The organism is Roseovarius albus (genome assembly GCF_900172335.1).
Classification (GTDB): domain Bacteria; phylum Pseudomonadota; class Alphaproteobacteria; order Rhodobacterales; family Rhodobacteraceae; genus Roseovarius; species Roseovarius albus.
Genome location: NZ_FWFX01000003.1, coordinates 149078 through 164229 on the forward strand (window position 1 = coordinate 149078; position 15152 = coordinate 164229).

11 protein-coding genes and 1 pseudogene are annotated in these 15152 nt (G+C 56.2%); 6 read left to right on the forward strand and 6 right to left on the reverse strand.

Annotated features, from left to right (window positions below; genetic code table 11):
- The first annotated feature begins 145 nt into the window (after positions 1–145).
- Both ROA7450_RS06125 and ROA7450_RS06130 read left to right on the forward strand, forming a co-directional pair.
- The gene (locus tag ROA7450_RS06125) at positions 146–1393 is read left to right on the forward strand and encodes an aminotransferase class V-fold PLP-dependent enzyme (protein WP_085804809.1); all 1248 of its coding nucleotides are present in this window, start codon (positions 146–148) and stop codon (positions 1391–1393) included.
- A 60-nt stretch (positions 1394–1453) separates the two neighbouring features.
- Complete coding sequence (locus ROA7450_RS06130; protein WP_085804810.1) at positions 1454–3865, forward strand: GcvT family protein; 2412 nt, start codon at positions 1454–1456, stop codon at positions 3863–3865.
- Positions 3866–3906: 41 nt separating this feature from the next.
- Here the strand turns inward: ROA7450_RS06130 and ROA7450_RS06135 are convergent, their stop codons facing one another.
- Positions 3907–4569 (reverse strand): LysR substrate-binding domain-containing protein, encoded by a 663-nt coding sequence (locus ROA7450_RS06135; protein ID WP_234999463.1) that lies wholly within the window; start codon positions 4567–4569, stop codon positions 3907–3909.
- A gap of 57 nt (positions 4570–4626) precedes the next feature.
- Positions 4627–4830, reverse strand: a pseudogene (locus tag ROA7450_RS21260) (LysR family transcriptional regulator); the annotation flags it as partial.
- Positions 4831–5003: 173 nt separating this feature from the next.
- Between ROA7450_RS21260 and ROA7450_RS06140 the strand changes: the two are divergent.
- The 3 genes from ROA7450_RS06140 to ROA7450_RS06150 are packed head-to-tail and all read left to right on the forward strand — an operon-like array spanning position 5004 to position 8913.
- Positions 5004–6377 carry an MmgE/PrpD family protein gene (locus tag ROA7450_RS06140; protein ID WP_085804811.1) on the forward strand — a complete coding sequence of 458 codons (1374 nt, stop codon included), beginning with the start codon at positions 5004–5006 and terminating at the stop codon, positions 6375–6377.
- A 30-nt stretch (positions 6378–6407) separates the two neighbouring features.
- Complete coding sequence (locus tag ROA7450_RS06145) at positions 6408–7373, forward strand: D-2-hydroxyacid dehydrogenase (RefSeq protein WP_085804812.1); 966 nt, start codon at positions 6408–6410, stop codon at positions 7371–7373.
- A gap of 1 nt (position 7374) precedes the next feature.
- Entirely contained in the window at positions 7375–8913 is a 1539-nt protein-coding gene (locus tag ROA7450_RS06150) for a trimethylamine methyltransferase family protein (RefSeq protein WP_085804813.1), read from the forward strand.
- 53 nt (positions 8914–8966) lie between these two features.
- Here ROA7450_RS06150 and ROA7450_RS06155 read toward each other — a convergent pair whose 3' ends face one another.
- The 4 genes from ROA7450_RS06155 to ROA7450_RS06170 are packed head-to-tail and all read right to left on the reverse strand — an operon-like array spanning position 8967 to position 14513.
- Entirely contained in the window at positions 8967–9707 is a 741-nt protein-coding gene (locus tag ROA7450_RS06155) for a maleate cis-trans isomerase family protein (protein ID WP_085804814.1), read from the reverse strand.
- 2 nt (positions 9708–9709) lie between these two features.
- Positions 9710–10771, reverse strand: coding sequence for a pyridoxal phosphate-dependent aminotransferase (locus ROA7450_RS06160; protein ID WP_085804815.1), 1062 nt, complete (start codon positions 10769–10771; stop codon positions 9710–9712).
- A complete protein-coding gene (locus ROA7450_RS06165) occupies positions 10768–12417 on the reverse strand; it encodes a hydantoinase B/oxoprolinase family protein (protein WP_085804816.1) in 1650 nt (549 codons plus the stop codon). The genes ROA7450_RS06160 and ROA7450_RS06165 overlap by 4 nt, the downstream gene beginning before the upstream one ends.
- A complete protein-coding gene (locus tag ROA7450_RS06170; protein ID WP_085804817.1) occupies positions 12414–14513 on the reverse strand; it encodes a hydantoinase/oxoprolinase family protein in 2100 nt (699 codons plus the stop codon). Before ROA7450_RS06170 ends, ROA7450_RS06165 begins: the two co-directional genes overlap by 4 nt.
- A 340-nt stretch (positions 14514–14853) precedes the next feature.
- Between ROA7450_RS06170 and rpsO the strand changes: the two genes are divergently transcribed.
- Complete coding sequence (rpsO, locus tag ROA7450_RS06175) at positions 14854–15123, forward strand: 30S ribosomal protein S15 (protein WP_085804818.1); 270 nt, start codon at positions 14854–14856, stop codon at positions 15121–15123.
- Positions 15124–15152: the final 29 nt, after the last annotated feature.

Below are 15152 nucleotides of genomic sequence, written 5' to 3' on the forward strand. Positions count from 1 at the left end.
AACTTTTGCGCCGTAGTCTCTGTATCCTCCGCAAACCGCGCCAATTTTTCAACGGCTGAGCCCCGGTTTTCTTTGCGTGTTCTTAGAAAGCGATGATCATAGTTTGTCGCCAGACTGCTAACTTCTCCTGTGGAACGCCCTAAACATGATCACCGACATTCTTCTTCACCAGATCCGGGACCGCTTCGCACTGATCGACTCTTGCCCCCAGCAACCGTCTCGTGTGTTTTTCGAAAATGCCGGTGGGTCACTGACATTGAAGTCCGTGACTGAAACCTCTGCCCAATATGCCGCCATCCCCGACAACCAAGGCCGGGCGAACACAGGTAGTCAGGAACTGGTGCGCGTGATCGATCAGGCCAAGGACGATATGCGCGTGATGATGAATGCACCGGGCGGGCAGTTCTTTATCGGCGAAAGCGGCACCGAACTGTTGTTCCGCCTGATCATGAATGCCTGTCTTGGTACAGCAACAGGCGGCACTGTGCTCGGATCAACGCTTGAGCATCCGGCGACCCGTTCTGCCTGCGATCGCTGGGCGCGTGTTGCAGGCCAGAACCATGTTCTGATTACCCATGCTGATGCGACAGGCACGATAAAACCAAAAGCCTATGCCACCGCAGTCACTGCCGACACTGTTGTTGCTACCATTGTTCACACCTCACCTGTTACTGGCATGGGTGTGGATCTGCCGGCCATCGCTGCGGAAATCCGTAAAGTGGCCCCTGACTGTTTTATCATCGTTGATGGTATCCAGCATGCCGCGCATGGTCGGATTGATCTGACTGCTTATGACATCGATGGGTATGTCATCTCGCCCTACAAAATGTTTTCACGTCACGGCTATGGACTGGCATGGATTTCTGATCGCCTGACCAAGCTTCCGCACAATAGCCTGATTGATGGCCCCGCAGACAACTGGGAAATGGGAACCCGCGATACCGGCAGTTACGCAACACTCAGCGACGTCGCAAACTATCTCGAGTGGCTTGGCGGCGAAGTCAGCGACAGCACGAACCGTCGCGAGAAGTTTGTCGCGGCTGGTGAAGCAATCCATGCACAGGAAAAGGTGTTGACCGATGCGATGCTGCACGGGGCAGGTAACCTGCCCGGTTTGGCCGAGATGGAGAACGTCACCATTCTGGGCGGTGTCGACAACCCCGCGCGCGAAGGGCTTGTTTCCTTCCGGTTGGAAACCATGCCATCGGTTGAGGTTGTCGAAAAGCTAAACGCGGCGGGCATTCGCACCCACGTCCGCAAGGCCGACCATTATTCCGGCAACATCCTAACGCCGCTCGGCATGGACAGCTGCATTCGTGTGTCGATGTGCCATTACAACAACGTCGAGGAAGTCGCCAAGTTTCTGGCCACTGTCAAAGAGATGAATGGCTGAGGCCAATTCTAAAATCCATACCACTCACGGGCCAATGCCCGAAACCCAAGGACCCACACAATGAAAACCCACGCACAGGCAGTTGTCATCGGCGGCGGATTAGCCGGCTGCTCGATCCTGTATCACTTGGCCAAACTCGGCTGGGCCGACTCCGTGTTGATTGAACGCGATGAGCTGACTTCGGGATCAACCTGGCATGCGGCGGCCAACATTCACGGCCTGCACGACAACAACAACATCACTCGCATCCAACACTATACGATGAACCTGTATAAAGAGCTGGAAAAGGAAACTGGTCAGGGCTGCGGCGTGTTTCAACCCGGCTCGCTCTATCTGGCACAAACCGAAGCACGTGAACATCAGTTGCGCCTGCAAGAAGCCAAGGCAAAGTTTTACGGCCTGAACTTCTTTGAGGTTAGCAAAGAAAAAGCCAAAGAATTGCATCCACTTGCGCAATTCGATGACGTGCGCTGCATCATGTATGAACCTGATGGCGGCAACGTTGACCCGTCGGGTGTGACCATGGCCTATGCCGCTGGCGCACGACAGCTGGGGGCGACGATTGAACGGTTCTGCCCAGTCATTGGCAATGAACAACAGCCCGATGGCAGCTGGATCGTCAAAACCGAAAAGGGTGATATCCACACCCAGTGGGTGATCAACGCCGCAGGTCTTTGGGGGCGCGAAGTGGCTGCACTGGCAGGAATTGAACTGCCACTTCAACCAACCGAGCACCAGTATTTCGTGACCGAAACCATTGACGAGGTCGAGCAACTGGGGCGTCGCCTGCCCTCCATCGCCGACCGTGATGGCGAATACTATTTCCGGCAAGAGGGCAACGGCCTGCTGATCGGTGCCTACGAGAAAGACATGAAGTTCTGGGCTGAAAACGGCACGCCGCTGGACTTTGCCCATGAGCTGTTCCCCGATGATCTTGACCGGATCATGGACAACGTGATCCGAGCGACCGAGCGTGTGCCCGCGGCGGCCACAGCTGGTGTGAAACGCGTGATCAACGGCCCGATGATCTGGTCGCCAGACGCCAACGCGATCTGGGGGCCGGTGCCTGAACTCAAAAACTACTTCGTCTGCGGCGGCATCATTCCCGGCTTCTCGCAGTCGGGTGGTTTGGGCTTGATGACGGCGCAATGGATCATCGAGGGCGAACCGCAATATGACATGTTCGCATGGGATCTGGCGCGCTTTGGCGATTGGGCCGACAAGGCGTTCACCAAAGCCAAGGTCGAAGATCAATACACGCACCGCTTTGCCATCCACTTCCCGAACGAAGAGCGCTCTGCCGGACGGCCTGCGCGGATGCGGCCCGCATATCAAATGCAAAAAGATATGGGCGGCGTGTTCGGCTTGAATGCCGGGTGGGAGCATCCACTGTATTTCGACCTCGACACACCAGATTCTGCGGGCTTCACGCGTCAGCCCTGGTGGAAAAGTGTTGAGCGTGAAGCCAAGATACTGCGTGACCATGTCGGCGTGATCGATATTTCGAACTTTGCCAACTATGTGATCAAAGGACCCGGTGCGCACACGTGGCTGGACCAGTTGATGGCCAACCGCATTCCAACAGAAGTGGGTCGGTCTTGCTTGACCCCAATGATTGGCGTGCGCGGCGGCATCGCTGGCGATTTCACCATCACCAAAGTGGCCGATGACGAATATGTGATGGTCGGCTCAGGCATGGCAGAGCGCTATCATCAGCGGTTTTTCAATATGATTGAGCTGCCCGAAGACACGATCTTTGAGAATGCGACCAACCGCATCACCGGCTATAACGTCGCTGGCCCCAAAGCGCGCGACCTGCTGCAACGTATGACAAATGCGGATCTCAGCAACGAAACCTTCCGTTTCATGCGCTCTCAAACCATCACCGTGGCCGGTGTCGAGTGCCTTGCCATCCGCGTCAGTTTTACCGGCGATCTGGGGTGGGAGCTGCATTGTGCACAGGACGATCAAGTCACGCTTTACTCTGCACTCATTGAAGCCGCTAAATCCATGGAAGGTGGCCCTGTCGGTGGTCGTGCCCTTGGAAGCTTACGGATCGAAAAAGGTTACGGGTCATGGGGTCGCGAATACAGCCCGGAATATTGGCCACAAGAGGTTGGCTTGGACGGTCTGATCAAGCTCGACAAGGATTTCCTGAACAAAGATGCCTATCTGGCGATCAAGGACAAAGCACCGCGCGAGGTTCTGGTCACCTATGACATTGACATTAGCCATGATGCCGATGCGACGGGCGGAGAGCCGATCTTTACGCCAGACGGAAAGTCTGTTGGCCGAGTGACTTCAGGCTCATATGGCTACTACGTCGGAAAATCTCTGGCGCTTGGCTATGCCAATCCCGAGGTGGCCAAGGCGGGTGATGAGGTTGAGGTTATGATTCTGGGCATTCCGCACAAGGCCCGCATCCTGCAAGAACCGCCTTTTGATGCCAAAGGCGCACGCCTGCGGGCATAATAAGTTGGCAAGCGGGCGCACAGATTTGAGCGCCCGTTTTTCTAATTGCCGTCCAGGTTATCTTGCATTTCTTTAGACTTGGTCGTCAGCCAATCCAGACAGCGCCGTACGGATTGTGGCGGATTGGAATCCGCGACTTGCAAAAAGTAATTCCACGGGCTTGCGATATTCAGTTCAAACGGCTCTCGCAACAACCCACGCTGCACATGTGCCATAACCAGAGAGCGCGGCAATACGGCACAACCCAGGCCATTCACCACCATTTCAATGGCGATATTTGATGAATTGGTCTTGGCCCCGCTTCGGGCTTCCAGCTCCGCCAGATTGAAATGGTTCGAGATTAGCTTCCAATAGACCGGGCGGCCTAAAATATGAATCAATTCCGCCTCAAGCAATTGCTCGGGCCGGGTCAGAAGCTCAGCACCCGCCTCGAAATCCGGCGCGCAGACCACGGTCAATTGGTCATCCCACAGCTTTTTCAATTCCGGCGTGGCTTCACTATCATGTCGTACTGTGATCGAAATATCCGAAACCCGCTCGGCCACGTCATCCCAGATCGTGCCATGCACCGTCAGCCCAACCTCAGGATGCGCTTGGTGGAATCCATCCAATACATTCGGTAACCAGCCGCCCGCCAAAGCGACGGGGCAGGACAGCACCACCTCGCGTTTGAGAGTTTGCGTCATCAGAGACTGCGTCGCCATGTCGATCTGAACGAGAGCTTGCCTCACAGATGGCAAATACGCGGTTCCCAAGTCCGTCAAAGATAAGGATTGCGGATGGCGCACAAACAAGGGGCGCCCAAGGTACTTTTCCAAAGATCGAACATGGTTGCTTACTGCAGACTGCGTACAGTTCAATTCCTCTGACGCGCTGGTGAAACTCAAATGCCGTGCCGCCGCTTCGAACGAGCGTAAATAAGACAAATGGGGAAGGTTCATCATAGAGCCATGCATGACAGCCATTTACCCGCGCCAGTCAATTGATTGCAAGGGCCACCCCACCGAAATCCACCCCATCGCATAGCGCAAAAAATACCCCCCCAAAGACCTAGATTAATTTTCGCGCCACGCTGTTCTGTTTCGCCTTACGATAAGCAACAATACGCCCCAGCGCTCCGCAATACTCAGGCCCTGACATGACCAACACCTTCGACAAAGTCGCTGCCTTTTCTCTTGATCTTGCACCGCGGGACATTCCGCAATCGACACTCGAATCCGCCGCACTCATGCTTCTGGATACGCTTGGCATCACCATCGCGTCTGGCCCGATGGACGCTGGCCGAATTGGGCGGGAAACCGCAACGGCGCTCTATGGTGCGGGGGATCCTTCCACTGCGGCCCGGATGATGTTCGATGGTCGGCAAGTGAGTATGGCAGGCGCAGCCTATTCTGCCGCCACGCAAACGGATAACCTTGATGGGCATGATGGCTACAACCCAAGCAAGGGGCATATCGGAGTTGTCGTCATACCAGCGCTTGCCGCCTTGGCCGAAACCGTACCTGATTTTTCCGGCCCTGAGGCTCTGACAACCATCACCATTGGTTACGAAGTCGCAGGGCGCGCGGGCATTTCGCTGCACAAAACTGTGAGTGACTATCACACCTCTGGCGCGTGGAATGCTTTGGGTGTGGCCGCCATGGCCGCTCGCCTGCGGGAGCACACCCCTGAACAGCTGCGTCAATCCATGGGGATTGCCGAATACCACGGCCCACGCAGCCAGATGATGCGCGAAATTGCCAATCCAACGATGCTACATGACGGGTCCGGTTGGGGCGCGATGGTGGGCATATCCTCCGCGATTCTAGCAGAGAAAGGCTTTACCGGCGCCCCGGCCATCACCATCGAGGAAGAGCGCGTGGCGCAGCATTGGGCCGATCTGGGTCATTTTTGGCAAATGGAACATCAATACGTGAAGCCATATCCCGTTTGTCGCTGGGCCCATGCCGCAATTGACGCGGTACGTGCACTAATGTTGGATCATAGTTTCACGGCAGATGACATCGCGAAATTGCAGGTGAACACCTTCAACGAAGCGGCCTGCCTGTTTCAAGGCATGCCAAATGATACATCCTCGGCGCAATATTCGCTGCCGTTCGCGGTGGCGACCATGGCGCTCTATCGCCATATTGGCGTGGAGTATATCACCGGCGCGGGGTTGAGCGATCCAGCGGTCGCAACTTTCTTGGACAAAATCAACGTGTCCGAGGTGCAAGTGCACAGTGAACGCTTCCCGCAGTATCGCTACTCGGATGTTGAGATCACACTAAACAACGGTCAAGTGTTGGCGTCGGGAGATGTGCATGCCCGTGGCGGCCCCGAAAGCCCGATGAGTCGTGATGAAGTTGTCGGGAAGTTCATGAAATTCGCCGCACCAACCATTGGAGAAACGCGTGCCGAAGCCATCCGCGATGCTTGTTTTGCCTTGCTGCAGCCCGACAGTCAGTTCTCAGATCTGGGACAGCACCTGTATGACCCGCCCCATGCTTCAAACCCAGAACATACTCTCTGATCGAGTCCTCATTGAACCAAAGGATAAACGATGAAATCCCCTGTTGTGATCCTGCACACCGACAACCCGGAGCCGGCCCATGCCATTCTGCACCGCGAGCATGGCGACCTGGAAATTCACACCTGTGACACCTACGAAGGGCTCCCGGATCTGGTGACACAAACAAAGGCGGAAGTGATATTTTCGGTCCGTTTCAATGGCACGCCCACTTTCCCCCGACAGGCCTTGATTGATGCGCCCAGTGTCAAATGGGTCTCGGTCGGCGGCTCTGGCATTGATCATCTGATTCCGTGGAACCCCGGTGAATTGGACGTGACGAATGCCGCCGGTGTGGCCGCCGACATGATGGCGCAATACGCGCTTGGAGGCATGCTCCATTTCAGTCTGGGCCTGCCATGTTTTCAGGCAGCGCAGGCCCGGCGGGAGTGGATTTCGGGCAAAGTTGAACCAATCGACGGCAAAACCGTTCTGATCATTGGACTGGGCAAAACCGGCGAGGCCGTTGCCGCACGTTGCAAAGCGATGGAGATGCACACCATAGGTGTCCGTGCGCGCCCAAAGGCAACTCCGAATGTCGACCGGGTTTGCGGGATGGAGGATCTTTCAAGCCTATGGGGTCAGGCCGATTTCATCGTGACTTGTGTACCTCTGTTGGACAGTACGCGCGGAATCGTTGGGCCGGATGCCTTTGAAGCAATGAAGGACACGGCTGTTATTATCGACGTCTCTCGCGGCGGCGTGATCGACGAGACTAGTCTCATCAATGCCCTTGAAAACAAGCGTATCCGCGGCGCGGCGCTGGACGTCTTTATGACCGAGCCCCTGCCCTCGGATCACATCTCTTGGGGTTTGGACAATGTGATCATCACTCCGCATTGTTCCTCGGTTTATGATGGCTGGGACCTCAAATCGGTTGAGATGTTTTCTGAAAATCTGATGCGCTATCGCAAGGGCGAAGCGCTGAACAATATCGTCAACCCCGAAAGAGGATACTGACATGGCACGAGAAAGACGTGGCGGTGGCCGTCGCGGCAAAGCCGGACGCAGCGGCGGAGGCATCAGCCAGCTGCCCTGGAGCAACGTGGTCAACACCGCCCCCAAGGTGGAATTGCTCAGCCCCGATCAACTGGATCAGCTCCACGCCACCTCCATGCGCATCCTGTCCGAGGCGGGTATCCGCGTGATGGGCGACAACGTGATGGACCTGTTTGAAAACGCTGGTGCCATCGTCGACCGTGATACCAAAACGATCCGCATTGACGAAAGCATCGTCATGGAAGCGCTGAAGACAGTCCCGAAAACCTTCACCCTGACCGCCCGGAATCCAGCAAAGCGGATTGCGCTCGGCGGTAACAACGTCAACTTCGGCCTCGTTGCTGGCCCACCGAATGTGCATGACTGCATCAATGGTCGCCGGCCCGGAAATTATGAGGATTACTGCAACTTCATCAAACTGGCGCATCACTTCAACGCCATTCACCTGATAGGCAATCAAGTGACAGCACCGCAGGAAATGCCAGCCAACAACCGGCATCTGGATACTTATAACGCCAACCTCACTTATAGTGACCTCAGCTTTCACGCCACTGCGATTGGCCGAGGTCGGGCCATGGACGGCATCAACATGATGGCCATATCGCGCGGTATCTCGGTTGAGGAAATGCGCCATGATCCCGGTGTGATCACCATCATTTCTGTCAACTCTCCCCGCCTGTTTGATGATGCAATGGGCGATGGCTTGATTGCTATGGCGGAACATGGCCAGCCGGTGACAATTACGCCCTTCACCTTGATGGGGGCGATGACCCCGGTGACATTGCCTGCCGCTTTGGCACAACAGAACGCTGAGGCTTTGTTTGGCGTCACTCTGACCCAGTTGGTCAACCCTGGCACGCCGGTGATGTATGGCTCTTTCACCTCGAACGTGGATATGAAATCTGGCGCGCCTGCCTTTGGGACACCGGAAAACAGCAAAGCCAACATGATCAGCGGCCAGCTATGTCGTCGCTATGGCATCCCCTATCGGACATCGAATGCCAATGCCTCGAACGTGGTGGATCTTCAGGCTGCCTATGAGACGATGATGGCCACTTGGGGCGCGGTGCTGGGCGGGGCCAATCTGGTCTATCACGCGGCGGGCTGGCTCGAGGGCGGATTGACGGCGTCGTATGAAAAACTGGTCATGGATGTGGAGATTCTACAAAACATGATGGAGTTCCTCAAGCCGCTGGAATTCAATCAGGATGAACTTGGGCTGGACACAATCAAGGATGTGCCTACGGGCGGGCATTTCTTTGGAACGGATCACACGATGGAGCGCTATGAAACCGCCTTTTATGCGCCGATGCTGTCCGACTGGCAAAACCATGGCGCGTGGGAGGCCGCAGGCTCGAAAACCGCACTGACCCGCGCCACCGAAATATGGCAACAAGCCCTGCGCGAATATGAGGCCCCTGAAATGGACCCGGCTATCCGCGAGGAGCTGGATGCCTATATGGCCAAACGCAAAGAAGACATTGGCACTGATGAGCCGTAAACCAAAAGGCCGGGCAATCAGCCCGACCTTTTCTTTCAGAAACACACTGAACTTTAGAGCAGATCAAACAGCCGTCCCGGCAAACCATCGTGACGTGGCAGGTTCAGCGCTTGCATGAGGCAAAACATCATCGCTTGATTTGAGGTGACGACCGGTTTGCCCAACGTGACCTCAATGCGCTCCACCGCCTCAACTGATCGCATGTCGGTACAACTCAGGACAATTGCATCGGCCTCTGGGGCATCGGCCTGAAGCGCAAGGTCATAAACCTCATCCGGGGTCAGTTCACCCTGTCCGTAATTGCCCAGTTCGCGCCCGACATCCGCTCGTTTGACGACATCTATGCCATTTTGCCCTAGAAAATCTGCAGCCTGTTCGTTCACCTCACCAACATAAGGCGACGAAAATCCAACTTTGCTGACATTCAGTGCCTTCAAAGCGGCAACCAAGGCCCCCGCAGCAGTCAAAGATTTAGCACCAGATCCGGCTTTGATTTTCTCCGCCAGATCCGCATCAAAAGATGGTCCGTGCGTCAAGGTGGCCGACGTGCAGCCATAAAGCACCACATCGGGCCGCGCGCCAGAAATCATCCGCAAATCATTGGAGATATCGGAGGCCCCCAGGCCAGCCATCTGATCTGATCCTGGAATCTCATCCACGTCATAGCCGCCCATGCGTTGAAAGTGCACGGTGGTATTGGGCGGGCGCATCAGCATCATATCGGGTTCAAGATTGGTATTGGTGAAAGGCACTAGCACCCCGATCTTGGCCAGCGTTCGCGTTTCATGTGTCATGATCAAACCTCTCTCAACACTGTCACACAGCGCCGCATGACATCCTCATTGCAGATGGTGGCGCGCAGACAGTCCGCCAGACCATAGCCCCCCATTCCCCTCATCAACAGCTTATTGGCGCGCAAGGCAGCATCTGCTTCTTGCGCCTGCTTAACATTCTCAAATCTTAGAAGAGCGAAATTGGTATGGCTTTGCGGAACGGTTAAACCCAGCTCCCGGCAATCTGCAGCGAACCGATCTCTTATTGCCGCCGTCTGTTGCACGACATTCTGCATATGTGCCTGATCCCGCAGTGCAGCCGCCGCCATAGCCTGCGATGGGATTGAGATGTTGTTGGGGTTCAACAACTTGCGTACTTCATGCGCAATTTCTGCTGGGAAGTACCCCCAACCGGCGCGTGCACCGGCCAAACCGTACGCTTTGGACAAGGTCCGCATCACCACCGTATCGCCGCGTGCCGCCAAATCGAAGATCGCTTTTGGGTTTTCGACCACATCGGAAAATTCGGCGTAAGCCTGATCAACAACCAAAAGCACGTCGCTGGATAGATTTTCACGCAACCGAATAAGTTCAGAATTTGCAATCAAGGTCCCCGTCGGATTGCCCGGATTGCAAACGAATACGATCTGCGTATTCGGTGTCACAGTCGACAGAATGTCATCCACGGAAACCGTCAAATCGATCTCGCGCGCTTTGACATAGTCCGCTTGCACCTGTGCTGTCGCCGACGCAATGTAGGCGTAACCGTAGTCGGTGCCAAGCACCCGATCCCCGACCCCGGCGTATGCCCGTATCAGGCAACCGATCAACTCCATTGAACCTGCCCCACAAAGAATGTTCTGCGGGGCCAGTCCATGTACATCTGCAATGGCCGCACGCATCTCGGGCCACTCTGGATCAGGGTAGAGCGGCATCTGATCCAGCGCCTTTTGCCCCGCCAATATCGCTTGTGGGCTAACAGGAAAGGCGCTTTCATTCTGGGCCAGCGATATGATGTCTGGATCGCCAAGATCCGCCAGCGCATAGGCGGCCATATCGGCCACATGGGGAACCGGGCGGATCATGACGCCCCCTTATAGGCCTTCTCGCCTTCCTTAGTGACCAAGCCGCGCTTGAGGTCTAGCGCCAGCGCATCCGGGTCGCGTTCAGTCACCGGGCCAAAGCCTCCGCCCCCTGGCGTTTCAAGGATCAAATAGTCACCACCTTCGACCCGCAATTCGCCTTTGCCCGGAATATCCGTGTCGCCATCCCGGAAGCGGATGCGCCCGGGTGCACCCGCCTGCCCGCCCATTCGGCCGAGTGCCGGGAACTTCAGTCGTTCCACAGAAAGGAACACGATGAACGGCGCATCGTTTGAGGCTGTCATTTCGATACGTTGACCAAGGCCTCCGCGGTACTTGCCTGCACCGCCTGAATCAGGCCGCAGCTCGCGCCGCCACATGACGACCGGAGCCACCGCCTCGGTAATCTCAACCTGCGAACCAAACACCCCAGACGGATATGCCGTAGCCGACAAGCCATCAGAATGAGGACGCGCGCCGGTACCACCATTGTGGACCGGCTCAATAGCAAACTCCCGCCCGCCATCACGAGCCACCTCGGGCGCATGACGCATCGGCAGGTCGAACATGCACGATGCCCCCTCCGCTGGCACCTCATCTGGCAAGGCCTGATGCAGGCAGCCCAACACCAGATCCGGCGTCACCTGCCCCAAGGTATGGCGCATCGCCACCGGCACAGGGCGTTGCGCATTCAATATGCAGCCCTTCGGTCCATCCACCGTAAACGGCGCTAGCGAACCCGCGTTGTTGGGAATGTCTGATCCGACAATGCAGCGCAGCGCAAAGACGGTATAGGCAGTGGCATAGTTCAGCGGCACATTGATGCCCTTAGAGGAGCATCCGGACGTGCCACTGAAATCCACATGCATGCTCTCACTGGTCACGGTCAGGGTCGCGTGAATTTCCAGTTCAGTCTCATAACCGTCCATACGCAGAACGTTCTTGTAAACGCCTTCTGGCACCTCCTTGATCGCTTCAATCGTACCCCGACGCGAGGTGTCGATGATGTAGGCTCCCAGCGACTCCAGATCATCAAGCCGGAACTCTTCCATCATATCCAGCAGCCGTGTCACCCCTGCCTCGCAGCAGGCAATCAATGCGTAGATATCCCCTTCATTCGCAATTGGTTCGCGAGAGTTTGCACGGATGATATCGAGCAGCAGGGCATTTGGCTCGCCTGCTTCAACCAGCTTGCACGGAGGAATCAACAGTCCTTCGTCATAGATATCCGAGCCTTCTGGCCCCATGCCCTGACCACCCAAGTCGACAAGGTGCGAAGTGCAGGAGGTAAACCCGATTACCTTGCCATCCTTGAACGCGGGCATCATCAGCAGAAAATCATTCAAATGCCCCGACGCCAGCCACGGATCATTGGTCATATATATATCACCCGGCTTCATCATCTGGGTTGGAAAGACCGCCCGCAGATGCTGCACCGCCTCGGCCATCGTATTGATGTGCCCCGGCGTGCCGGTCACAGCCTGCGCCAGCATCCGACCATCAGCATCAAAAATCCCGGCAGAGATGTCACCGCATTCTCGTACAATCGGTGAGAACGCCGCACGGATTAAGGTTTGGCCTTGCTCTTCAACCACGGCCAAAAGCCGGTTCCACATCACTTGCAGGCGGGCGGGGGAAAGATCAGTCATTGTGCGGCTCCTTTCTGGTCCTGAACTAGAACAAGGTTTCCGATCGCATCGACATGGGCCGAGAAATCGGCCGAAACCAAAGTGGTGGTCTGCGGCTCTGTGATAAGCGCTGGCCCCGCGACATGATCACCGGGGTTCAGATCCGCACGTGCGACGAATGCCGCACGTTTGGCTGTGCCGTCCACATCGCAAGTAATTGGACGTGTTGATTGCACCGTGATTTTCTTGCGCTCCGGCGCCTGAGGCATCGCGGGCACAGCTTCTTCTTTGGTCGCCACACGCACTGCCCAATTGAGGATCTCAATCTTCATGCCCGGCACCGGGCGCGAAAACTGCTTACCATATTCAGTTTCAAACGCGGCGGTCAGCGGCGCGATATCCGTTGACGTCAGCGCACGATCCGGCAGGGTAATTTCAATCTCATGCCCCTGCCCGTTATAGCGCATGAAGGCCGTGCGTTCCGTTAAGGTTTCTGCAACGCCGGCACCCTGTTTCACCACATGACTGGCCTCAGCAATCATGTCGTCGAACAGATCATTGATGCTAACCACATTCATCTCATCCAGCAGTGCATAACGCGAGCGCACGATTTCGAACGACACGGGCGCAAACAGGAACCCCACGGCAGAGCCAACGCCTGGATTGGGCGGGATGACGATGGTCTTGACCCCAGCAGACCTCGCCACACGGCTGGCATGCAGCGGGCCGTTGCCACCAAATGCTATCATCACCCGAGATCCCAGATCCTTACCGGATTCGACTGCATGCATCCGACCAGCACTGGCCATGCTTTCATCGACAATCCGGCTAACCCCATCAGCAGAGCCAACAGCGTCCAGCTCCAGTCGCTCACCAATCACCCGTTCCAGTGCGAATTTTGATGCATTTGGATCCAGCGCTATATGGCCCTCGGCAAAGGTGTCGGGCACGATATAGCCAAGCGTTATATCACTGTCCGTCACCGTTGGAGCTTCGCCGCCCCGCATGAAGGCCACCGGTCCGGGTTCAGACCCTGCCGACTGCGGGCCAACGGTCAGACGCCCCAAACGATCAACACCCGCAATGGAACCGCCCCCCGCACCAATCTCGATCATCTCGATCACCGGAATACGTACCGGCATGCCCGAACCTTTAACAAACCGCGCTGCGCGAGCGATTTCGAACTGGCGTGAGGTTTGCGGACGAGCTTTATCGATTAGGCACAGCTTGGCTGTGGTACCTCCGACATCAAAGGACACCACCTCATCAATCCCGGCCCGCGCCGCAATGCGTGCAGCAAGAATGGCCCCACCCGCCGGACCGCTCTCCACCAGGCGGATCGGGAAACGTGCAGCCGTTTCAATGGTGCACATGCCTCCACCTGCAGTAATCATTAGGATCGGGCAGTTTACGCCCTCCTCAGCGAACCGCGCGCGGAACCGCGACAAGTAGCTTTCCATCAAGGGCTGGATATAGGCATTGGCCACGGTGGTGCAAAGCCGATCAAACTCGCGCGCTTCGGGGCTGACCTCAGATGAGATCGAGACCACCAAATCGGGACGTTTTTCAGCCAACACCTCTCGCAAACGACGCTCATGTCCAGCGTTGGCGTAGGAATGCATCAGGCAAATCGCAACGGCATCGGCCCCAGTTTGATCCAGTTCCGCAATCAACACATCAATCGCCTCATCGGTCATCTCGATCAGGACGTTGCCCTCGGCCGACATGCGTTCCCTTATCGTCAAGCAACGCTCACGCGGCACCAGATAGTCAGGCTTTTCCAGATTGATGTCATACTGCAGATAACGACGCTCATAGGCGATCTCAAGAATGTCCCGGAACCCTTCGGTCGTGACCGTCGCCACAGTCGCCCCGCGCTTTTCAATCAGCGCGTTGGTCGCCAGGGTGGTGCCGTGAATGAACCCAGTGACTTGATCCAACGCACGACCTGTTTGCGCCATCACCCGCGCCGCGCCCTCCATCGCCCCGTCTGCCGGGTTCTGATGCGTGGTCAGCGTCTTGGTCGAGGCGATGATCTCCTCCCCGTCAACCAAGACCGTGTCTGTAAATGTTCCGCCGATATCGATGGCGAGGCGTATATTTGTGGTGATTGTCATTTCCCATCCCGATCAGATAACCTTGTTGCATGCGAACCCAAAAGGGCGCGCGGTTAGGCGACGAGGTCTGATCCGGTTGCACGGCGGTCCATGCGTTTTGGGATGGTGAAACTTTTCATGACAAATTGATGGCGCGCAAGCAGCTTCAATGCAATCCCGAAAACGACAAAACCTTGTCTGTCTGAACTGCATACCCGCCGGATTTCGAATTTACTTCCCATTCGCGGATATTTCGCCTATACGCGCGCATCTACCAGAGAATCTGGTGGATTTCTCCATAGGACCCTGCTGGACGACATCCCGGCTTGCGCCCTTCACCCTTAATGACAAGGAGACCCCGATGTCGATTACTGCTGAAGAAAAAGCACGCGTCATGAAAGAATTCGCAACCAAAGAAGGCGACACCGGTTCGCCTGAAGTACAGGTTGCCATCCTGACATCGCGCATCACCACCCTGACCGAGCACTTCAAAACCCACAAAAAAGACAACCACGGTCGTCGTGGTCTTTTGATGATGGTTGCTCAGCGTCGTAAACTGCTGGACTACCTGAAAGGGAAAGAAGAGCAGCGTTACAAAGACCTGATCCAGCGTCTGGGTATCCGCCGCTAATCAGCGCGCAAACGAATTAAAGAAGCCGC